The organism is Actinoplanes sp. NPDC051513 (genome assembly GCF_044454685.1).
Lineage (GTDB): Bacteria > Actinomycetota > Actinomycetes > Mycobacteriales > Micromonosporaceae > Actinoplanes.
The window spans coordinates 20,362-41,563 of record NZ_JBITDW010000010.1 but is presented as its reverse complement, the minus strand read 5'-3'; the positions used below and the strand labels follow the sequence as shown (position 1 = coordinate 41,563).

General features: G+C 70.9%; 16 protein-coding genes. 3 read left to right on the top strand and 13 right to left on the bottom strand.

The window, feature by feature from the left end; translation table 11 throughout:
• Complete coding sequence (locus ACIA5D_RS29275) at positions 1-4,389, bottom strand: HAMP domain-containing protein (RefSeq protein ID WP_396033509.1); 4,389 nt, start codon at positions 4,387-4,389, stop codon at positions 1-3.
• A gap of 123 nt (positions 4,390-4,512) precedes the next feature.
• On the opposite strand from ACIA5D_RS29275, the gene ACIA5D_RS29270 reads away from it, so the two are divergent.
• Positions 4,513-6,540: a SpoIIE family protein phosphatase gene (locus ACIA5D_RS29270; protein WP_396033508.1), complete on the top strand. Its 2,028-nt coding sequence runs from the start codon at positions 4,513-4,515 to the stop codon at positions 6,538-6,540.
• Between the two features lie 49 nt (positions 6,541-6,589).
• Positions 6,590-7,204 carry a dihydrofolate reductase family protein gene (locus tag ACIA5D_RS29265; RefSeq protein ID WP_396033507.1) on the top strand — a complete coding sequence of 205 codons (615 nt, stop codon included), beginning with the start codon at positions 6,590-6,592 and terminating at the stop codon, positions 7,202-7,204.
• Positions 7,205-7,242: 38 nt separating this feature from the next.
• On the opposite strand, the gene ACIA5D_RS29260 is transcribed toward ACIA5D_RS29265, so the two are convergent.
• On the bottom strand, positions 7,243-8,268 hold the full coding sequence (locus ACIA5D_RS29260) for an FAD-binding oxidoreductase (RefSeq protein WP_396033506.1): 1,026 nt from the start codon (positions 8,266-8,268) through the stop codon (positions 7,243-7,245).
• A gap of 185 nt (positions 8,269-8,453) precedes the next feature.
• Here ACIA5D_RS29260 and ACIA5D_RS29255 point away from each other — a divergent pair, with 185 nt between their 5' ends.
• Entirely contained in the window at positions 8,454-10,532 is a 2,079-nt protein-coding gene (locus ACIA5D_RS29255) for a S9 family peptidase (protein ID WP_396033505.1), read from the top strand.
• On the opposite strand, the gene ACIA5D_RS29250 is transcribed toward ACIA5D_RS29255, so the two are convergent.
• The 11 genes from ACIA5D_RS29250 to ACIA5D_RS29200 form a co-directional block, all read right to left on the bottom strand.
• Positions 10,529-11,527 carry an NADPH:quinone oxidoreductase family protein gene (locus tag ACIA5D_RS29250; RefSeq protein ID WP_396033504.1) on the bottom strand — a complete coding sequence of 333 codons (999 nt, stop codon included), beginning with the start codon at positions 11,525-11,527 and terminating at the stop codon, positions 10,529-10,531. The genes ACIA5D_RS29255 and ACIA5D_RS29250 overlap by 4 nt on opposite strands.
• Before the next feature lie 51 nt (positions 11,528-11,578).
• Entirely contained in the window at positions 11,579-12,553 is a 975-nt protein-coding gene (locus ACIA5D_RS29245; RefSeq protein WP_396033503.1) for an RNA polymerase subunit sigma-70, read from the bottom strand.
• A gap of 198 nt (positions 12,554-12,751) precedes the next feature.
• Positions 12,752-14,254, bottom strand: a complete 1,503-nt coding sequence (locus tag ACIA5D_RS29240; protein WP_396033502.1) for an FtsX-like permease family protein — start codon at positions 14,252-14,254, stop codon at positions 12,752-12,754.
• Positions 14,251-14,937, bottom strand: a complete 687-nt coding sequence (locus ACIA5D_RS29235; protein WP_396033501.1) for an ABC transporter ATP-binding protein — start codon at positions 14,935-14,937, stop codon at positions 14,251-14,253. The genes ACIA5D_RS29240 and ACIA5D_RS29235 overlap by 4 nt, the downstream gene beginning before the upstream one ends.
• Positions 14,934-15,470, bottom strand: a complete 537-nt coding sequence (locus tag ACIA5D_RS29230) for a PadR family transcriptional regulator (protein WP_396033500.1) — start codon at positions 15,468-15,470, stop codon at positions 14,934-14,936. The genes ACIA5D_RS29235 and ACIA5D_RS29230 overlap by 4 nt, the downstream gene beginning before the upstream one ends.
• A gap of 40 nt (positions 15,471-15,510) precedes the next feature.
• Positions 15,511-17,040 carry a SpoIIE family protein phosphatase gene (locus ACIA5D_RS29225; RefSeq protein ID WP_396033499.1) on the bottom strand — a complete coding sequence of 510 codons (1,530 nt, stop codon included), beginning with the start codon at positions 17,038-17,040 and terminating at the stop codon, positions 15,511-15,513.
• Positions 17,037-18,377 (bottom strand): sensor histidine kinase, encoded by a 1,341-nt coding sequence (locus ACIA5D_RS29220; protein ID WP_396033498.1) that lies wholly within the window; start codon positions 18,375-18,377, stop codon positions 17,037-17,039. Before ACIA5D_RS29220 ends, ACIA5D_RS29225 begins: the two co-directional genes overlap by 4 nt.
• A complete protein-coding gene (locus tag ACIA5D_RS29215; RefSeq protein WP_396033792.1) occupies positions 18,374-19,417 on the bottom strand; it encodes an ATP-binding protein in 1,044 nt (347 codons plus the stop codon). The genes ACIA5D_RS29220 and ACIA5D_RS29215 overlap by 4 nt, the downstream gene beginning before the upstream one ends.
• On the bottom strand, positions 19,414-19,815 hold the full coding sequence (locus ACIA5D_RS29210; RefSeq protein WP_396033497.1) for an ATP-binding protein: 402 nt from the start codon (positions 19,813-19,815) through the stop codon (positions 19,414-19,416). The genes ACIA5D_RS29215 and ACIA5D_RS29210 overlap by 4 nt, the downstream gene beginning before the upstream one ends.
• Positions 19,812-20,213 carry an STAS domain-containing protein gene (locus ACIA5D_RS29205; protein ID WP_396033496.1) on the bottom strand — a complete coding sequence of 134 codons (402 nt, stop codon included), beginning with the start codon at positions 20,211-20,213 and terminating at the stop codon, positions 19,812-19,814. The genes ACIA5D_RS29210 and ACIA5D_RS29205 overlap by 4 nt, the downstream gene beginning before the upstream one ends.
• A 1-nt stretch (position 20,214) precedes the next feature.
• Positions 20,215-21,045, bottom strand: coding sequence for an STAS domain-containing protein (locus ACIA5D_RS29200; RefSeq protein WP_396033495.1), 831 nt, complete (start codon positions 21,043-21,045; stop codon positions 20,215-20,217).
• Positions 21,046-21,202: the final 157 nt, after the last annotated feature.

The window sequence follows — 21,202 nt, the reverse complement described above, 5'->3', positions numbered from 1 at the left end:
TCAGCCGCGCTCGGGTTCGGTGGTCGAGTCGGCGTTCACCCAGCGGGCCATCAACTCGATCAGCTCGTCCAGATCGACCGGCTTGGTGATGTAGTCGCTCGCGCCGGCCGCGAGGGCCGATTCCCGGTCGCCCGGCATCGCCTTCGCGGTTAGGAACACTACCGGTAGGTCACGGAAGCGCTGATTACGGCGGATACCCCGAGTCGTCTCATAGCCGTCCTGATCGGGCATCATGGCGTCCATCAGCACGATGTCGACCTCGGGGTGCTCGGCCAGCAGGCGTACGCCGTCGACGCCGTTGTCGGAGTAGAGCACGTTGAGCCCGTGCATCTCGAGGGCGCTGGTCAGCGCGAACACGTTGCGGACATCGTCGTCGACGATCAGCACGGTCGCGCCGTCGAGCTGCCGGCCGGCCGGGCTGATGTGCGGTTCCAGGTCGGACCGCTGGCTCATCACCGGCAGGTCGAGCAGTGGCATGTCGACCGACTGGGCCGGCCGCACCACGACCGTCGTCGACGGCGCCGAGGGCAGCGCCGGCATCGGCAGCGAGTCGGGGGTCAGCGCGTCCGGCACGTACAGCGTGAAGGTCGACCCCTCGCCGGGACTCGACGACACGACGATCGTGCCGCCGAGCAGCGCCGCGAACTCCCGGCTGATCGACAGGCCCAGGCCGGTGCCGCCGTACTTGCGGGTGGTCGTGCCGTCGGCCTGCTGGAACGGCTCGAAGATGATCGCCAGCTTCTCGTCGTTGATGCCGATGCCGGTGTCGGCGACCGCGAACGCCACCACCTGCTGGGCCGCGCTGAGCGCCGGGATGTCGAAGTCGGTGGTCGGCGGCGCCGCGAAGATGCTCAGCGTCACCGAGCCGGAGTCGGTGAACTTCACCGCGTTGGACAGCAGGTTGCGCAGGATCTGCTGGAGCCGCTGCCCGTCGGTGACGATCGAGGCCGGCAGGTCGTCGCCGACCGCGACCCGGAAGTCCAGGCCCTTCTCCTCGGCCTGCGGCAGGAACGCCTGCTCGACGTAGGAGCGCACCCCGTCGAAGTCGATCTGGTCGACCTCGACGTCCATCCGGCCCGCCTCGATCTTGGCGAGGTCGAGGATGTCGTCGATCAGCGAGAGCAGGTCGGAGCCGGCGCTGTGGATCGTGCGGGCGAACTCGATCTGCTTCTCGGTCAGATTCTGCTCGGTGTTGTCGGCCAGCAGCCGGGCCAGCAGCAGCAGCGAGTTCAGCGGGGTACGCAGCTCGTGGCTCATGTTGGCCAGGAACTCGGACTTGTACGCGCTCGCCCGGGACAGCTGCTGCGCCTTCTCCTCGAGACCGCGCCGGGCCTGCTCGATCTCGCGGTTTTTCGTTTCGATGTTGGCCTTCTGGTCGCTGAGCAGCTGCGCTTTGTCTTCCAGCTCGGCGTTGGTGCGCTGGAGCTCGGCCGACTGATCCTGCATCTCGCGGGCCAGCCGCTGCGACTGGGAGAGCAGCTCCTCCGTACGCCGGTTGGCCTGAATGGTGTTGAGGGCGACGCCGATCGTGGCCACCAACCGCTCGAGGAACGTCAGATGCAGCCCGGAGAACGCGGCGACCGAGGCGAACTCGATCACGCCGAGCATCTCGCCCTCGAACAGCACCGGGAGCACCACCAGGTCGTTCGGCGGCATCGACATCAGACCCGAGCGCATCGTGAGGATGCCGTCGTGGGTCGCGCGGACGCGGATCGTACGGCGGGAGACCGCGGCCTGCCCGACGAGACCCTCACCCGGCCCGAACGTCACCTCGTGGTTGCGCGCGACGTAGCCGTACGAGGCGGCCAGCCGCAGGCGCATGACCGCCTGCTCGTTGTCGACCAGGAAGAACGCGCCGAGCTGGGCGTCGACCAGCGGCGTCACCTCGGTCATGATCATGCGGCAGACCTCGCCGAGATCGCGCTGGCCCTGCAACAGGCCGCCGATGCGGGCGAGGTTGGAGTCGAGCCAGCCCTGCTCGGCGTTCGCCTTGGTGGTCTCGCGCAGGGTGACGATCATCTGGTTGATGTTGTCCTTGAGCTCGGCCACCTCGCCCTGCGCGGCGACCGCGATGCTCTGGGTCAGGTCGCCGCGGGTCACGGCCGTGGACACCTCGGCGATCGCGCGCAGCTGGATCGTCAGCGTCGAGGCGAGCTGGTTCACGTTGTCGGTGAGGTCCTGCCACGTACCCGAAACGCCCTTGACCTGCGCCTGACCACCCAGCTTGCCCTCGACGCCCACCTCGCGCCCCACCCTGGTGACCTCGGTGGCGAAGCTGGAGAGCTGGTCGACCATCGTGTTGACAGTGTCTTTGAGCTCGAGGATCTCGCCGCGGGCGTCGACCGTGATCTTCTGCGACAGGTCGCCCTTCGCCACGGCGGTGGTGACGCTCGCGATGTTCCGCACCTGCGCGGTCAGGTTGGACGCCATGTAGTTCACGTTGTCGGTGAGGTCGCGCCAGGTGCCGGCCACGCCACGCACCTGCGCCTGGCCACCGAGCTTGCCCTCGGAACCCACCTCGCGGGCCACGCGCGTGACCTCGTCGGCGAACGACGACAGCTGGTCGACCATCGTGTTCACGGTGTTCTTCAGCTCGAGGATCTCGCCCTGCGCGTCGACCGTGATCTTCTGCGACAGGTCGCCCTTCGCCACCGCCGTCGAGACCTGCGCGATGTTGCGCACCTGGGCGGTCAGGTTGGACGCCATCGAGTTGACGTTGTCGGTGAGGTCGCGCCAGGTGCCGGCCACGCCACGCACCTGCGCCTGACCGCCGAGCTTGCCCTCGGTGCCCACCTCGCGGGCCACGCGCGTGACCTCGTCGGCGAAGGACGACAGCTGGTCGACCATCGTGTTCACGGTGGTCTTGAGCTCGAGGATCTCGCCGCGGGCGTCGACCGTGATCTTCTGCGACAGGTCGCCCTTCGCCACCGCCGTGGTCACCGACGAGATGTTGCGCACCTGGCTGGTCAGGTTGGAGGCCATGTAGTTCACGTTGTCGGTGAGGTCGCGCCACGTACCCGAAACGCCCTTGACCTGGGCCTGGCCGCCGAGCTTGCCCTCGGAACCCACCTCGCGGGCCACGCGCGTGACCTCGTCGGCGAAGGACGACAGCTGGTCGACCATGGTGTTCACGGTGTTCTTCAGCTCGAGGATCTCGCCGCGGGCGTCGACCGTGATCTTCTGCGACAGGTCGCCCTTCGCCACCGCCGTCGAGACCTGGGCGATGTTGCGCACCTGGTCGGTGAGGTTGTTGGCGAGCTGGTTCACGTTCTCGGTGAGGTCGCGCCAGGTGCCCGAGACGCCACGCACCTGCGCCTGACCGCCGAGCTTGCCCTCGGTGCCCACCTCGCGGGCCACCCGGGTCACCTCGTCGGCGAACGACGACAGCTGGTCGACCATCGTGTTGACGGTGTCCTTGAGCTCGAGGATCTCGCCCTGCGCGGCCACCGTGATCTTCTGCGACAGGTCGCCCTTCGCCACCGCCGTCGAGACCTGGGCGATGTTGCGGACCTGGCTGGTCAGGTTGGAGGCCATCGAGTTCACCGAGTCGGTGAGGTCCTTCCAGGTGCCGGCCACGTTCGGCACGTCGGCCTGGCCGCCCAGCTTGCCCTCGGTGCCCACCTCGCGGGCCACCCGGGTCACCTGCTCGGCGAAGAGCCGCAGGGTGTCGGTGAGGCCGTTCATGGTGTCGGCGAGCTCGGCCACCTCGCCCCGCGCGGAAACCGTGATCTTCTGCGACAGGTCGCCGCGGGCCACCGCGGTCGCCACCTGCGAGATCGAGCGCACCTGGTGGGTCAGGTTGGACGCCATCAGGTTCACCGAGTCGGTGAGGTCTTTCCACGTGCCGGCGACGCCGCGCACGTCGGCCTGGCCGCCCAGCTCGCCCTCGGTACCCACCTCGCGGGCCACCCGGGTCACCTCGTCGGCGAACGACGACAGCTGGTCGACCATCGTGTTCACCGTGCGGCCGATCCGCAGGAATTCACCCCGAAGGGGTCGGCCGTCCATCTCCAGCGCCATGTGCTGGGAGAGATCGCCCTCGGCGACCGCCACGATGACCCGGGAGATCTCGGTGGTCGGCCGGCCGAGGTCGTCGATCAGCGAGTTGACCGACCGCACGCTGTCCGCCCACGAGCCGTCGAGGCCCTCGTCGTCCAATCGCTCGGTGAGCCGGCCGTCGCGGCCGACGATCCGGCTGATCCGGCGCAGGTCGAGATTTTGCCGTTCCTGCAGGGAGATGACCTCGTTGAACGCGTCGGCGACCTCACCGGCGGCGCCGCTGCGACGCGGCAGCCGAACCTTGAGATCGCCCCGGCGCACCCGCCTCAGCGCCTCGGCGAGCTCGCCGAGCAGGGCGGTCTCGTCGAGCGCTTCTTTTGCCGCAGTCATGCTGTCCTCATTCCCATCCAACCACCCCGCCACCGCCTTGGGCTCCCTATCCTCTCTCGCCCGACCGGGTCAATGCGAGAGACGACTTTGTACATCCCCCTATCAACAGGAGAGGATGCATGCGTGTCAGCTTCGGACCACCCGGCCGGCGGCCTCGTCCGGCGGGTCAGGCTGCCCAACGACCGGCGCACGCCCGCGGCCGCCCGCGCGCTGGTCCGCTCCGTCCTCGAGGAGGCGGGGCTCGACGCGCTGCTCAACGAGGCTCTGCTGCTGACCACCGAGCTCTCCACGAACGCGGTCGTGCACGCCAACACCGAGCTGGACATCGAGGTCACCGCCGACCAGACCGGGCTGACCGTGACGGTCACCGACTTCGCGCCCGGCCCGGTCGAGCAGCTCGCGGTCGGCCCCCGCAACGAGAGCATCGACATCGGCGAGGTCGCCGAGCGCGGCCGCGGCCTGCTGCTGGTCGACCACTTCGCGAGCCGCTGGGGCACCGTGCACGAGGGCACCGGCAAGGGCGTCTGGTTCCGCCTCGAGCGCAGCCCCGCCCCCGCGCCGGCCACCGCCTTCGTTCCCGCGGGGAACGTGGTCGAGGCGGGCATTCCCAGTGTCGGCGCGCTCACCGCGCTTCTCCAGATCAACCCCGAGCGGCAGACCGACGAGGCGCTCGCCGATTTCGCCGCCGACCTGCTCTCCCGGCTTGCCCGGCTGACCGGCGCGGCCGGCGGCGTGGTGCGCCTCGACCGTGGTGACGGCGCCGGCCGGCAGCTCCTGGCCCGGCACGGCCGGCAGCCCCGCGAGGACGCCGACACCATCCGGGTTCCGCTGGCGGTGCATCGGCCGTACTCGGGCGAGCTGGAACTCGACGCGGCGCCCACCAGCTACGCCCAGCCGCTGGCCACGATCGTCGCCGAGCGCTTCTCGCTGCACCTGGAGAACGACCGCCTCCGCCGCGCCGACCAGCGGCGGCAGACCTGGCTGACGTTCCTGGCCGAGGCCAGCGAGCTGCTCGCCCAGTCGCTCGACGTCAACCTGACCATGGCGCTGATCCCGCAGCTCGTGGTGCCCCGGCTCGGCCAGTGGTGCGCCGTGCACACCACCGACTCGTGGGGCCGGCTCCAGCTCGCCGCGGCCACCCACGCCGACGAGGGCGCCCTCGCCCAGCTGCACGAAACGCTCGCCGAGACCGCGCCCGACTCGATCCTGTCCCGGCTCGAGGAGGCGTCCCGCCTCGGCACCCAGGTGATGTTCGGCCCGCCCTCCGAGGGCTTCGCGGTGCCGCTGGTGGCCCGCGGTGCCCGCCTCGGCACGCTCGCGATCGGCAAGCACGCCAAGAACCGGCACGACGCCGACGAGGTCGCGGTGCTCGAAGACGTGGCACGCCGGGCCGCGCTCGCCATCGACAACGCACGCATCCACGAGGAACGGCGCAAGGTCGCCCGCACCCTCCAGGCGTCGCTGCTGCCGCCGGCGCTCCCGCACGTCGAGGGGGTCGGCTTCGCCGCCGAGTACGTCCCGACCGGCTCCGAGGTGGGCGGCGACTTCTACGACGTGGTGCCGGCCGGCGACGACCGGTGGCTGGTCGTGGTCGGCGACGTCTCCGGCAAGGGCGTGCAGGCGGCCACCGTGACCGGGCTGGTCCGCGACGTGATCCGGATCCTGGTCGACGACGGCAAGCCCATGACCGAGATCCTCTGCCGGGTCAACAAGACGCTGGTGCAGCGCGGCGGCGGCCGGTACTGCACGCTCGCGATGGCCTCGGTGCATCGCGAGGCGGACGGGACGCTGGTGGTCTGCCTGCATCTGGCCGGGCACGACCGGGCGGTGCTGGTGCGCGCGGACGGCAAGACGTCGTTCGTCGGCGAGGGCGGCACGGCGCTGGGTTTGCTCGAGACGATCTCGTCGCCCGACGCCGAGGTGCGCCTGGGCGCCGGCGACTCACTGATCTTCTACACCGACGGGGTCACCGAGCGGCGGCGCGGCCGCGAGCTCTTCGGCACCGGCCGCTTGCGCGACGCGGCGGGCCCGCTGGCGGGCTATCCCGCCGACGTGATGGCCGCCCGCCTGCGCTCCATCACGATCAACTTCTCGGTCGAGGAGCCGCGCGACGACATCGCCATCCTCGTGCTCCGCAACGACGCGGCTTAGCCCGACGATTTCGCCCCTTTCGCCCACAAAGTCGTGGCATCGTGAATTCATGGCGAAGACGCAGTACTACACGGCGACGAGCATCGACGGCTACATCGCCGACGAGAACAACTCGCTCGACTGGCTGTTCGACGTCGACGGGGGCGCCGAGAACCCGTTCGGCGGCTTCTTCGCCGGCGTCGGCGCGTTCGCCATGGGCGCCAACACCTACGAGTGGGTGCTCGCCAACGACAACGTCGTGGAGGAGCCGCAGAACTGGCAGGACCTCTACGGCCAGGTGCCCTGCTGGGTCTTCACCAACCGCGACCTGCCCCCGGTCCCGCACGCCAACGTCTTCATGGTCAGCGGCGACGTCCAGCGCGTCCACGAGGCCATGATGGTCGCGGCGAAGGGCAAGAACGTCTGGCTCGTGGGCGGCGGCAACCTGGTCGGCCAGTTCGTCGACCGGGGCCTGCTGGACGAGATCATCCTGGGCATGGCGCCGGTCCTGCTGGGGCGGGGGGCGCCGCTGCTGCCGCGCCATCTGAGCTCCCGCGAGATGATCCTGACGGGCACGGCCCAGGTGGGGCGTTTCGCTTATCTGACGTACGCGGTGGGCACGCAGCCGCTGCCCGAACGCCACCCGGTGGGCGCCGGCCGCATCCAGGAGCCCGCCCGGCGGTAGCTCGTTTCCACCGGCGATGACCCTGTTCGGCTGCCCTTTCAGAAGAACTCGTGCGGGGCGGCCATCTCGATCTGGCGGGCCAGGGCGATCGGCGCGGCGACGACCACGACGTGGCCGTTGCGGGCGAGCAGGACGTGGCGGACGGCCTCGAGGATGCGCACGACCTCGTCGGCGCGGATCGTGCCGGGCAGCACCGCGTGCACCGCGCCCAGGCCGGCCGAGCCCCGCACGGGAACGGGACCGGCTGCGGCGTCGGCCAGCGCGTACACCGTAGCGGCCAGGTCGTCGGGGGCGACCGACAGGCGCAGCGCCACATCGGTTCCGGTGAACGGGTACTGGCCCCACCAGGGCGGCGCGGTCGGTGAGACGGTCGCGTTCCACGAGGTGGCCAGCGGGTAGGGGTCGGCGTCTTCGAACAGGACCGCGACGACGCCCTCGCCATCGGTCGGCAGGTCGGTCTCGATCGCGCTCACCCCGAACTGCGCGGCCTCGGTGGCCAGCTTGGCGGCCTGCAACGGGGTCGACGCCGGCGCCACGACCCAGCGGCGCGACTGCGGCAGCGGCTGCAACGCCAGCACCGCCGAGGTGATCACGCCGGTGATCTCGGCCAGGCCGGGATTGGCGCCCTCGCCGTCGGAGTAGCCCGCGTCGCCGGCGAAGTCGATGTAGGAGACCCGGTCGACGTACTCGGCGGGGGTGCGGAAGCGGTAGCGCAGCGGGCCCGACTCGTTGAGGACGAGCATGCCGCCGAGGGTGGCCGTGCGGGACGGCGGGTCGACCGGCAGGCGCTGACCGTGAAGGGCCAGGGCGGCCTGGAGCGAGCGCACCGGCGTGCCGGTGGCGACCTCGACCCTGGCGGCCGAGACGTCGTGACTCCACAGACCGTTGAGGCGGCCCGTGTCGAGGATCAGGTCGACGCCTGACGAAGGCGTACCCCAATCGATTTTGCTGCCGGAACCGCGCGCCACCACCCGCAGTGATTCTGCCGCGGCGAGCTGAAGGACGTCGGAGACGGCTTGCGTCGTCGCGGGAACCGCGACGAGCCCGGCTCGATGGCCACTCACGACATCCACAGACCGGCCAGCCCGCGCATAGTCGGGGCCGCAGATGTCCACAAGCGCATCGAGAAGAGCCATCACTCCACCAAGGTCATGATCGATCGTCCACTCTGGCATATAGTACAGGTGTTCGAACGGCCGCCGTCCACAGAAGGCGAAAAAAGGGCCGCACGCCCGGTAACGTGGCTCCCGTGACTGCCGAAATGCCCGAGACGCCGCCCACGGTCCGCCAGGTCCCGAGCGTGCGCACGTTCCACGGCGACGCCGTGACGGACGAATACGCCTGGCTCGCGGAGAAGGACAATCCGGAGACTCTCGCCTACCTGAAGGCCGAGAACGCGTGGACCGACAAGGCCACCGCACACCTGGCCGGGCTGCGCGACACAGTCTTCCAGGAGATCAAGGGCCGCACCCAGGAAACCGACCTCTCGGTGCCCGGCCGCAAGGGCACGTACTGGTATTACACGCGCACGGTCGAGGGCAAGCAGTACGGCATCCAGTGCCGGGTCGCGGTCGCACCGGGCGAGGTCGACCCGCCGATGGCGGATGACAAGCCGGGCGAGGAGGTACTGCTCGACGGCAACGCCTTGGCCGAGGGGAAAGACTTCTTCGCCCTGGGCACGTTCGACGTGAGCCCGGACGGCAACTGGCTGGCCTACTCGACCGACTTCGACGGCGACGAGCGCTTCACCCTGCGGGTGAAGAACTTGCTGACCGGCGAGGTGCTGGCCGACGAGGTGCCCGACACGTTCTACGGCACCGCGTGGTCGGGCGACGGCAGCGCGCTGTTCTACATCACCGTCGACGACGCCTGGCGGCCGAACCGGGTGTGGCGGCACACGGTGGGCAAGCCGGCGAGCGAGGACGTGATCGTCTTCGAGGAGCCGGACGAGCGGTTCTGGGTCGGTGTCGAGCTCACCCGCAGCGAGAAGTTCATCGTCATCGACACGCAGAGCAAGCTCACCTCCGAGGTGCGCGTCATCCGGGCCGAGACGCCCGAGGCCGAGCCGACCGTGATCGCGCCGCGCGAGCAGGGCGTGGAGTACTCGATCGAGCACCACGGACACCGCTTCCTGATCCTGCACAACAAGAACGCGGAAGACTTCGCGCTCGCGCACACGTCGGCGGACAACCCCGGCGAGTGGGTGGAGCTGGTAGCGCACGAGCCGGGCACCCGGCTCGAGGCCGTCGACGCGTTCGCCCGGCACATCGTGATCTCGCAACGCCGCGACGGGCTGACCGGGCTGCGGGTGATGGGCGACGGCAGCACCGCCTCGTACGACATGCCGTTCCCGGAACCGCTGTACAGCGTGGGCCTGGCCAACAACCCCGAGTACGACACGACCGCGGTCCGGATCAGCTACACGTCGATGATCACGCCCGACTCGATCTACGACGTCGACCTGGTGACCCGGACCATGGTGCTGCGCAAGCAGAAGCCGGTGCTGGGCGGCTACAACCCCGACGACTACGAGCAGTTCCGGGAATGGGCGCGGGCCGGCGACGGCACCAAGGTGCCGATCTCGATCGTGACGCGCAAGGGCGTGGTGCGGGACGGCTCGGCGCCGGCGCTGCTGTACGGCTACGGCTCCTACGAGCACAGCATCGACCCGTACTTCTCGATAGCCCGCCTGTCCCTGCTCGACCGGGGTGTCGTCTTCGCGATCGCGCACGTGCGCGGCGGCGGTGAGATGGGCCGCCGGTGGTACGAGGACGGCAAGATGCTCACCAAGAAGAACACCTTCACCGACTTCGTGGCGTGCGCCGAGGCCCTGGTCGCCAAGGGCTGGACCTCGGCGGCCCGGCTGGTGGCGCGCGGCGGCTCGGCCGGCGGCCTGCTGATGGGCGCGATCGCCAACATCGCCCCGGACGACTTCGCCGGCATCGTGGCGCAGGTGCCGTTCGTCGACCCGCTGACCTCGATCCTCGACCCGTCGCTGCCGCTGACGGTCACCGAGTGGGAGGAATGGGGCAACCCGATCGAATCGACCGAGGTGTACGGCTACATGAAGTCGTACAGCCCCTACGAGAACGTCACGAAGCTGAGCTACCCCAAGATCCTCGCGGTGACCAGCCTCAACGACACCCGGGTGCTCTACCACGAGCCGGCCAAGTGGGTCGCCCGGCTGCGGGCCACCGCCCCCGACGGCAGCTACCTGCTCAAGACCGAGATGGGCGCCGGTCACGGCGGCCCGAGCGGGCGTTACGACTCGTGGAAAGAAGAGGCCTTCGTGATCTCCTGGGCACTCGACGTGATGGGCGCCGCCTAAGGCAGCAGGGCCAGCTTGCCGACGGTCGCGCGCGCTTCCAGTTCGGTCAGTGCTTTCGGGCCGTCGGCAAGCGGGTACGTAGTGGGCCGGCCGGGGCCGAGCACCCCGGCCGCGACGAGGCCGAACATCTCGCCCATCACCTCGCCGAAGATCGATGGCGCGGCCTGGATCAGGGTGCCGATGTTCAAGCCGATGAGCTGAATCTGGTGCTTGTAGACCAGATCCCAGTTGGTGATCGCGGCTTCCCCGCCGGCCAGGCCGTAGACGACGACGCGGCCGGTGACCCGCTTGGCCGAGGCCAGGCTGGCGTCCAGTGTGGGGCCGCCGGCCGACTCCAGGACAAGGTCGGCGCCCGCGCCGCCGGTCAGCCGGATGACCTCGCCGGCGAGATCGGCGCCGCGGGAGTCGATGACGTGGTCGGCGCCCAGACTCCGTACCAGGTCGTGCTTGCCGGGCGAGGCCGCGGCGATCACCGTCGCGCCGTAGTGTTTGGCCATCGCGAGCGCGGCCTGGCCGGTCCCGCCGGCCGCGGCATGGATCAGGACGGTCTGCCCAGCGGCGATGCGGCCCAGCGGCTTGAGCGCGGCCAGCGCGGTCGGCCAGCTCACGACCAGGCCCAGCGCCTGCTCGTCGGCCCAGCCCGCCGGCACGCGGACCACCGAGGCCGCCGGCAGCACCATGTACTCGGCGAAGGCGCCGCCGGCGATGCCGACGCCGATGACGCGGGCGCCGGGCTCCAGGTCGGTCACCCCCGCACCGAGGGACGCGATCTCACCGGCGCCCTCGATGCCCGCGATGTACGGCGGCCGCGGGCCGCCGGCGAAGACACCGGTGGCCTGCTGGATGTCGACGAAGTTGACCCCGGCCGCGGTAACCCGGATCAGGACCTCACCGGGGCCGGGGACCGGCACCGGAGCGTCGGTGATGAGCCGCAGGTCCTGCGGGCCGTTCAGGGACGTCTGCTGCAGGGCGCGCATGGTGGAGGAGATGCTCATGAGGGATCGGTTTCCTTCGGCTGGGTGAGACCTACACCCAGGAAGACCCGGCTAGACCGGCAAAGGAATCGGCCCGAATCCGAACGCGGCCACCAGTCCCGGATCGCCGAAGGAGGAGATCCGGCGGATGCCCGCGTCCGTGACGGTGAGCACGCAGATTCCGTACGGCTGATAGCTCCCGCTCTGGTCGCGGAGGTAGGCGGCCGCGGCCGGTTGCCCGTTGGCGCTGGTGACCAGCATGCGCCAGTCGCCGGGCGAACCCAGCAGGTGGTCGCGCAGGAACGGAATGCAGACACCGCGGCCGGCGAACCAGCTGCGCAGCGGCGTCGCCTCCAAGGTCGCGTCGGCCAGCAGGAGCCGCTCCAGCGCGGCGGCGTCGGCGTTCTCGAACGCCGCGATGTACTGATCGAGAAGCTCGCGAGCGCGCGGCGCGGCCGGCTCGGTGATCTGGCCAGCGGTCAGGGCGAGCTCGTCCAACCGCGCCCGGGCGCGCTGCAGCGCGCTCTTGACCGACGCCGTCGTGGTGTCGAGCATGCCCGCGACGTCGGTGGCGGAAAATGCCAGCACCTCCCGCAGGACCAGCACTGCCCGCTGCCTCGGCGGAAGGTATTGCAGGCTGGCGACCAGCGCCAACCGCACCGCCTCACGCGCCGCGACGATGGCCGCCGGATCAGCCGACTCCGGCAGCAGCATCGCATCCGGCGCCGGCTGCAGCCAGCTCACGTCGGTCCCGGCTTCTCGCAGGGCCGCATCGGGATCGGGTTCCGGTCCACCGATGCCGGACGGCAGCACCCGCCGGCTCGGCCTGGCCAGCTCGGTCAGGCACCGGTTGGTCGCGATCTGGTAGAGCCAGGTACGTACCGAAGATCGCCCCTCGAACCCGCCATAGGACCGCCAGGCTCTCAGGTACGTCTCCTGAACCACATCCTCGGCATCCTGGATCGAGCCGAGCATGCGATAACAGTGCGCGAACAGCTCACGCCGGAACGGCTCGGTCGCTTCGACAAACTCACCACTGCCGTCCACGAGGCCTATCAAACACCGCGAACGCCAGGCGTGAGAGCGGGACCACCGAGCTCAGCCCGGCGGTCGCGGCACCGGCGGAAGTTGCAGGCAGCTCGCGCTGAGCGGCGGCCCGCGCGCCGTCTGCGGTTGTGGGCGGGCGCCACCTCGTACGCGTCGGAAAGAAGCGCAAGAAATGCACTGAGCGGAACCAGACCCTGGCTAGCCGATTCGTAGCTCGTCGAGGTCGGTGCTCGAGCGCAGCACCAGCATTCCGGCGCCGACCGCGACGAGCACCGCCAGCAGCGCGCCGCCACCGAGCATCCCGAGGTCGCCCCACGGCACCGGCACGTGCAGCACCGCGGGAGCATGCAGGGTGGCGAGCGGCGTGCAGTGGGTCGTGGTGCTGATGTCGGACAGGCATTCCTGGTAGGAGCCGCCGAGGTCGAAGTCCGTCTGGATCAGCCGAGTCAGGATGTCGCCTGCGGCGAGCGCCAGCACCAGGGCAGGGATCAAGGGCGTCAGCGTCTGCCACAAGATCGCCGCCGACAGCGTACGGCGGGGGACGCCGGTCGCGGTCAATGACGCGTACGTACGCCGGCGCGCCACGATGCTCTCGACCAGCGCCACCAGCAGTCCTGCCGCCGCCACCACCGAGCTCAGGCCGACCGCCACCATGACCAGCCGGATGGCCCCGAAGTAGAACCCCGGCTCCGCCCCGGCGCCGATCCCCTCGCCGTTCGTGTAGCCCTGGACCTGGTTGTACAGCTCGTAATAGCGGAAGTTCGTGGCCAGCAGCGCCTTGTAGCCGAGCGCCACGGACCCGGCGATCACGGCGACGAGCAGCGCGGCCATCGTGCGGCTGCCGTTCCACGGGTCGGTGATCAGCCGTTGGGCGGCAAGCAGCGCCGCCGGCCCGCGGCCGAACCGGCGCAGCAGCCGGCCGGTGGTGTGCGAGATCCACCCGACGCCGAGCACCACGCCCGCCATGGTCAACAGGGTCCCGCCGCCGAGAAGGATGTAGACCGTGTTCTTGGAGCCGGGGAAGACGTGGAGCAGCTCATAGAGCCGACCCTCGTCTTCGTCGAGCTGCAGCGGCAGGGCGAACAGCACCACTCCGGCCGCGATCAGCAGGCCCGGCCAGGGGCGCGGGCCGCGCTCGCGTACCCGCCGCACCACGCCGAGCGGGGTGACGATGACCCGGCGCATCAGCAGCCCGCCGACCGCCGCGGCCAGCAGCGGGACGAGCAGCACGAGCGCGACGACGACCGGCGCGGGCGGCAGGATGTCCGTCGGCAGGCCACGGTGGTCGAGCAGCGAGCGGCCGGCCAGGTACGCCGCCAGCCCCGCCACCGAGCCCAGCAGGCTCGCGACCGCCGTCTCCGCGACCGCGATCAGCGTCGCCTCCCGCGGCGTGGCCCCGGCCAGCCGGATCGCGGCCAGCCGGCGGTCGCGGGCCGGCGCGCCTAGCCGGATGCACTGCCCGGCCAGCGCCAGCACCGGGAACGAGACCAGCACCAGCGTCGCGGCCACGCCGGGCCGCAGGCCGGGCTCGATCAGCAGCTCGTTGGCGTACCGGTCGGCCCAGCCCTGGATCGAGAGAACGGTCGCGGCGCAGAGCATCGCGATCGTGGCGAGCATGGCGCTCAGCGCGGTGAGCCCGGTTCTCAGCACGTCGGTGCGGTTGCCGGCCACCGCGAGCCGGGCCAGCGTGGACAGTTTCACCGGATCACGCCCAGGCCCAGCCCGGTGGGGTCGAGCGCGCCGTCGCGGAGGGCGACCTCGCGGTCCGCGTACGCGGCCACGCTCGCCTCGTGGGTGACCAGCACAACGGCCGTGCCCTGCTCGCGCGCCACCCGCACGATCTCGCCAAGCACCTGCTCGCCGGTGAGCACGTCGAGGGCGCCGGTCGGCTCGTCGGCGAACAGCACCCGCGGCTCGGTGACCAGCGCCCGCGCGGTGGCGCAACGCTGCTGCTGCCCGCCGGACATAGTGCCGGGCCGCTGCTCGGCGAGGTCGGCCACGCCGAGCCGGTCGAGCCATTCGAGCGCCGCCTGCCGCGCCTCCCGCCGCCCCGTGCCGGCGAGAAGCAGCGGCAGGGCGACGTTCTCCACCGCGGTGAGCTCGGGCACCAGCTGCCCGAACTGGAACAGCACCCCGAACTCGGTGCGGCGCAGCCGGGACCGCGCCGCCTCGGACCACAGCCCAAGGTCCTGCTCGCGGTAGGTGACCGTGCCGGCGTCGACCCGCAGGATCCCGGCCAGGCAGTGCAGCAGCGTCGACTTCCCGCAGCCGCTGGGCCCGGTCACCGCGACGATCTCGCCCTCGTCGACCGCGATGTCGATGCCGCGCAGTGCAGGGGTGGCGCCGTAGCTGCGAACGAGACTGGTGCCGCTGAGCAGACTCACATCGTCACTTCCTTCTGCATTTCGGCCACCCGCGAGAGCGTGGTCTGCAGCCAGCGCAGGTCGGCCTCGAGGTGCCCGATGGCGTAGTCGGCGGCGACGACATCGCCGACGCTCGCCCCGGGCGCGGATTTCGCGGTGGTGAGCTCGCGCATGCGGCTCATGTGGGCGGCCCGCTGGGCGACGAGGTAGTCGCGGGCCCGTTCGGCGTCGGCCGCGAGCAACGCGACCACCACCCGGCTGAAGAGCTCACTGGTCACGTACGGCGCCGGGGGTTCCACGGCGGCGAGCCATGCGTCGAGATGCCGCCGCCCCTCGTCGGTCAGCGTGTACGACGTGCGGTCGGGGCCGCCCTCCCGGTCCTGGCCGGCCTCGGCGACGAAGCCGTCCCGCTCGAGCCGGCCGAGCGTCGCGTAGACCTGGCCGAAGGCGAGCGGCTTGGCCTTGGGCAGTCGCTCGTCGTGCGCCCGCTTGAGGTCGTAGCCGTGCCGCGGGCCGGCGGCGAGGAGCCCGAGGAGGACGTGGGCGGTGGACATGGCGGCTACTATTCAACGAGTGAATAGCCGCCGTCAAGAGCTACGCGCGGCGGAGAGCCACCACCGCCACGTCGTCGTCGGCCTGCCCGGCCGCTCCCAGCTGCAACAACAGCCGGTCGCAGAAGTCTTCGAGATCGGGGTCGGGCTCGCCGGTCACCCGGCGCAACGCCGCCAGGCCCACGTCGATGACCTCGTCGCGGCGCTCCACCAGGCCGTCGGTGTAAAGCACCAGCGTGCCGCCGGGCGGCAGCACGAAGATCAGGTCGTCGGGGCGGCGCGCGTTGATGCCGAGCAGCGTGCCGCCCGGTTGCAGGAACGTCACCTCGCCCGCGGTGTGCAACAGCGGCGGCAGGTGACCCGCGCCGGCCATCCGCACCTCGCCGGTCGCCGGGTCGAGCGTGAGCAGGCAGACCGTCGCCGAGTCGGCCGGCAGCACCGTCCGCATGAAGCGGTTGACCAGGTCGAGCACCGCGCCCGGCGGGTGGCCCTCGACCGCGTACGCCCGGACCGCGTGCCGCACCTCGGCCATCACCGTGGCCGCGTGCAGCGAGTGTCCGGCCACGTCGCCGATCGCCACCAGCAGGCGGCCACCGATCATGGCCACCTCGTAGAAGTCGCCGCCCACCTCGGTCTGCGACCCGGCCGGCATGTAGCGCACCGCCATCTCGATGCCGGGTACGGCCGGCAGCCGCGATTGGAGCAGGCTGCGCTGGAGGGTCACCGCGATCCGGTGCTCTTCGTCGTACGACCGCTGCGCCTCGACCGCCGCCGCCACCGCCTGGGAAAGCTGGCGCAGCACCGGGAAACCGGGCGTCTGGGAGCTCATCGGCACCGCCACGTAGACCGCCGGCCGGTCGATGCGCAGGCGGGCCGCGGCCACCGCCACCGACTCGCCGTCCGGCCACTCGACCACGTCCCAGTCGCCCGGCTGATCGGTGCGCACCAGCGAGCCGACCGCCACGTTGCGCTCGGCCAGCGACCAGCGACGGATCTTCGGCGGGGAGCCGGCCGCGGCCAGGCTGTCGCCGTCGGCGGTCTCGGCGAGCACCACCACCGGACCGCCGAAGATGTCGTACGCCCCCGCGGCGGCCGCCTCGAGCAGGGCGGGCAGGGTGGAGGCCAGGTTGATCGCGACCGTGGCCTCGGCGAGCCGGACCATCCGGGCGGCCAGCGACTCGGCGCGCCGCCGGGCCGAGTAGTACCGCAGCACCGATTGGCAGGTGGCGATCAGCTCGTCCGGCTCGATCGGCTCGATCAGGTAGGCGTCGGCGCCACGGTTGAGGCCCTGGGTACGGTCGCTGACATCCACGGCGTGGGCGGACACGTGGATGACGGGCAGGACCCCGTACGCGGGATCGGTCTTGATTTTCTCGCAGACGTCGAAGCCGCTCATGTCCGGAAGTTTGACGTCGAGAACGACGAGGTCGACCCCGGAGCCCGGCAGAAAGCGCAACGCCTCGCCCCCGGTCTCGGCCTGGCGGACCGTGAAGCCGGCCCGGCTCAGCCAGCTGACCAGCAGGTATCTCTTCGTGGCGCTGTCGTCGACGACGAGGACGGTCGCCGGGCTCATGACGCCGGCAACCGTACGGTGAAGGTGCTGCCCTCCCCGGGAACCGACTCGACGCGCAACCCGCCACCGAGGATGGCGACCAGTCGCCGGGCATACGGCAGGCCCAGCCCGGTGCCCTTTCCCTGGACCGCCTGGCTGCGCGGCACCTGGTAGAACTCCTCGAAGATCCGCTCGTGGAACTCGGCCGGGATGCCCGTGCCGGTGTCCGAGACGGAGAACTCGACGTCTCCGTCCACCGGCCGCACGGCCAGCCGCACCTCGCCCTCGGCGGTGAACTTGATCGCGTTGGTCAGCAGGTTGCGCAGCACCCGGGTCAGCAGCACCTCGTCGGTGCGCACGCCCGCCACCCGCGGCTCCTCGACCACGAAGTCGACCTCGGGACGGGTCGCGAGTGGCCGCAGCGTGCCACGCAACTGCCCGACGACGACCCGCAGGTCCACCTCGGACCACTCCGGCTCGATCCGGCCCGCCTCCGCCTTGGCCAGGTCGAGCAGATCGTTGACCAGGGTCAGCAGGTCGCCCGAGGAGCCGCTGATCAGCTCGACCTGGCGGCGCTGCTCGGAGCCGAGCGGCTCGGACGACGGGTCGAGGAGCAGCCGGGCCAGCCCGATCACCGCGGTCACCGGGGCGCGCAGCTCGTGGCTCACGTTCGCCAGGAACCGGCTCTTGGCCTCGCTCGCCGCCCGCAGCTGCAGCGATTTCTCGTCCAGCTCGGCGTAGAGCGCCACGACGCCGCGGTTGGTCTCCTCCAGCTCCTCGGAGAGCTGGGTGTAGAGCGCCATCACGCCGTGGTTGGTCTCCTCGAGCTCGACGTTGAGCCGGGCCAGGTCGTCACGCTGCGCCCGCACCTCGTCGAGGGCGGCGATGAGCTGCTGATTCTGCACGCTCAACTCGTCGAGCGGGGTGCCCGGCACATGCTCGGCCAGTCCGGCGCGGATCTCGTCCATACGTTCCGGGGTCAGCCTCGGCGCGCTCGCCGGCAACCGCCGGGCCATCCGGACCACCGTACCGGTCTCGCCATCGCCGACCTCCAATGTGTCGACCAGGCGGCCGACCTGAGCGATCCGCGGGCCGACCTCCGCGGCGCCGCCGGGCGACGGGTTCTCCACCGCCATCCGCAGCGTTGGTACCCCGTTCAGCTCGACGACGAACGCGACTTCCGCATCGCGCCCGAGAGTGAGCATGACGCGGCCGACCTCGCTCAGCGCGGTGGCCAGCCGGGTCTGGTCCTGCTGCTCCATGCCGACCGCGCGGGCCACCTCGCGGCCGAGCTGGCGCGCCACGAACACGTCCTGCTCGGCTCGCAGGCGCATGCGCATGAGCGGCTCCGGCGTCATGACAACCGCGCCACCACAACGCCGGCGTCGTCGCGGCGGACCCCGGCGTCGCGCAGGACGGTCGCGGCGATCACCGCGGGCGAGTGCGAGAGCAGGGCGGGATAGCCAGCGAGGTCGAACCGGTCGACGACGCCGTCGCTCTGCATCAGCACGATCGCGCCGGGCTCGATCGGGTAGTCGTACTCCCGGATCTGCCGGCGCTGGTGACCGGCGATGCCGGGCAGCGAGATCATGCCGTGCCGGCCGCCCGGGCCGATCACCGTGCCGGAGATGTTGCCCAGGCCCGCATACCGCACCAGGCCGCCGCCCTCGGGACCGCCGGTGGGGTCGAGCTCGGCGACGGCCACCGCGGCGCCACGCGTGTGGTTCATGCGCCGGTGCAGCAACTCGACCACCGCGGCGGGCGGCTGCGGCGGGGCGTCGGCGAACGCGCGCACGGCCTCCTGTGCGGCCGCGGCCGCGAGACCGCCGTGGCCCAGCCCGTCGCACATCAGCATCTGTCGCCGGCCGTCCGCGTCACGGACGGCGAAGGCGTCGCCGCTCACCAGCTCGCCGGTGAGCGGGCGGGTCAACCCCGCGGCCCAGGCGGGTTGCGGCGGGCCGGCGGGCCAGACCTGAGCGACCAGCACGGTTCCCTTCCCGGGTACGGAGTGCAGGTCGCACCACGAGGCCTGGCGCACGATCGCCCCGAGCCCGATGCCGAGCGTGCCCGCCGTGGAGTGCCCGTCACCGACCGAGACCGCCAGGTCGGCCATTCCCGGACCGTGGTCGATCGCGATGATCTCGACGCCGGCCTGCTGCTCGTCCCGCACCGCGCGCACCAGCATCGTGCCCTGATCGGCGTGTTTGACCAGGTTGCCGGCGGCCTCCGCGACCACGATGGACAGTTCGGCCGTCTTCTGCGCGGGCAGGCCGAGCTGGCCGGCGAGGCGTTCGGCCGCGCGACGGGCGGCGGCGGCGGTCGCGGCGGCCTCGACCCGGAACCACGCGCCCCCATCGAGGAGGCTCTCGGGGAACGACGCCACGGTGCCTCCGATCATCGGCACCACTTGGTGACGGTAACTGTTGTTCCCTGGCCGGCCGCGGTGTCGACGGTGAACTCGTCGACCAGCCGCCGGGCGCCGCTCAACCCTAGCCCCAGGCCACCGCCGGTCGTGTAGCCATCGGTGAGGGCCAGATCGAGGTCGACGATGCCGGGACCCTGGTCGGCGAAGACGATCCGGATGCCCTGCCGCCGGCCATTGTCGACCCTGCTCACCTCGACCGTGCCGCCACCGCCGTAGACGAGGGTGTTGCGCGCCAGCTCGCTCGCCGCGGTGACCAGCTTGGTCTGGTCGACCAGGGAGAGCTTGACCGCCACGGCGACGGTCCGCACGAGCTGTCGTACCCGGACGACGTCCTGGTCGGAGCCGACCGCGATCTGCTCGCCGTCGATCACGGCTCTTCGACCACCGCGAGCGTGGTGTCCAGGTCGTCATCGCCGGCCCGGTCCCTGGCCAGCAGCGCCATGCCGAGCTCGACGTTGAGGGCGGTGCGGATCCCGGGCAGCGACAGGCCCAGCTCGACCAGGGTGATCGCGACGGCCGGGCGCATGCCGACCACCACGGTCTCCGCGTCGAGAACGCGGGAGATCGAGGCGATGGTGGCGAGCGTGCGGCCGACGAACGAGTCGACGATGTCGAGCGCGGTGATGTCGATGATCACGCCATCGCAGCCGGTCGCCACGATTCGCTCGGCGAGGTTCTCCTGGAGCTGGAGGGCGACCTGGTCCTCCATGTCGATCTGGATGGAGACCAGGAGGATGTCGCCGATCTTGAGGATCGGAACCCGGTCCACCTCAGCGCTCCCGGTTCCCGGTCTTCTTCAGCACGTAGCGCAGCGCGTCGGCGAGCGAACCCTTGGTGGCGATATCGCCGAACTCGATGCCGAGCGCCACGATCGTCTGGGCGATCTGCGGCCGTATGCCGGAGATGATGCAGTCGGCGCCCATCAGCCGGGCGGCCACCACGGTCTTGAGGATGTGCTGCGCGACCTGGGTATCGACGGCCGGCACGCCGGTGATGTCGATGATCGCGTACGGCGAGCCGGTGTCCACCAGGGTCTGCAGCAGCCGCTCCATCACGACCTGAGCGCGGGCCGAGTCGAGCGTGCCGACCAGCGGGACGGCCACCACGCCCTCCCACAGCTTGACCACCGGGGTGGAGAGCTCGAGCAGCTGCTCGGCCTGATCGGCGATCAGCCCCTCGCGGACATGTACGTAGTTGTCGAAGGTGAACAGCGCGGCCTGATCGACAAAGCTGGAGAGGGCGACGTAGTCGCGAAGGCTGCTCTCGGCGCCGTCCAGGACAGCGAGCACCGCCTCTTTGAAGGCGAAGATGCTGACCGCCGTCTCGGTCGCGCTGAAGCCCTGCCGCGCCCGGCCGTTGGACAGCTCGCTCAGCTGGGCGCGCAGCTCGGCGGCCGCCTCCTGAGTGAGGTCGGTGGCGCCGCCGGCGAGCGCCAGCTGAAAGGCCTTGCGCAGATCGCTGGTCTGCCGTTGCAGCTCGGTGCGGCTCAACCGGCCGCGCACACTCAGGGCGACCTGGTCGGTCCAGGAGCCGACCAGCGTCTCCTCGTGCTCCTCCAGCAGAGCGGCGAAGCGACTCGCCTCGTCCGGACTCAGTGCCACCGCTTCCTCCCGACCGTTGGTACGCGCGACGGCGCACTTTACCATCGACCGGTGCAATAGTTGCCGTTAGTCAACTAAAGCGGCAAGGTCACGAACCGCCTGCCCCGTCCTGCCGATCAGAGGGGACCTGGAGTACCGTTCTGCACATACCTGGAGG

Excerpts from the sequence above, each read along its gene's own strand:
- ACIA5D_RS29220 (WP_396033498.1), bottom strand. The coding sequence starts at position 18,377 with ATGACGCCGGAGCCGCTCATGCGCATGCGCCTGCGAGCCGAGCAGGAC.
- ACIA5D_RS29230 (WP_396033500.1), bottom strand. The coding sequence starts at position 15,470 with ATGTCCACCGCCCACGTCCTCCTCGGGCTCCTCGCCGCCGGCCCGCGG.
- ACIA5D_RS29275 (WP_396033509.1), bottom strand. The coding sequence starts at position 4,389 with ATGACTGCGGCAAAAGAAGCGCTCGACGAGACCGCCCTGCTCGGCGAG.
- ACIA5D_RS29215 (WP_396033792.1), bottom strand. The coding sequence starts at position 19,417 with ATGATCGGAGGCACCGTGGCGTCGTTCCCCGAGAGCCTCCTCGATGGG.
- ACIA5D_RS29265 (WP_396033507.1), top strand. The coding sequence starts at position 6,590 with ATGGCGAAGACGCAGTACTACACGGCGACGAGCATCGACGGCTACATC.
- ACIA5D_RS29250 (WP_396033504.1), bottom strand. The coding sequence starts at position 11,527 with ATGAGCATCTCCTCCACCATGCGCGCCCTGCAGCAGACGTCCCTGAAC.
- ACIA5D_RS29225 (WP_396033499.1), bottom strand. The coding sequence starts at position 17,040 with ATGAGCCCGGCGACCGTCCTCGTCGTCGACGACAGCGCCACGAAGAGA.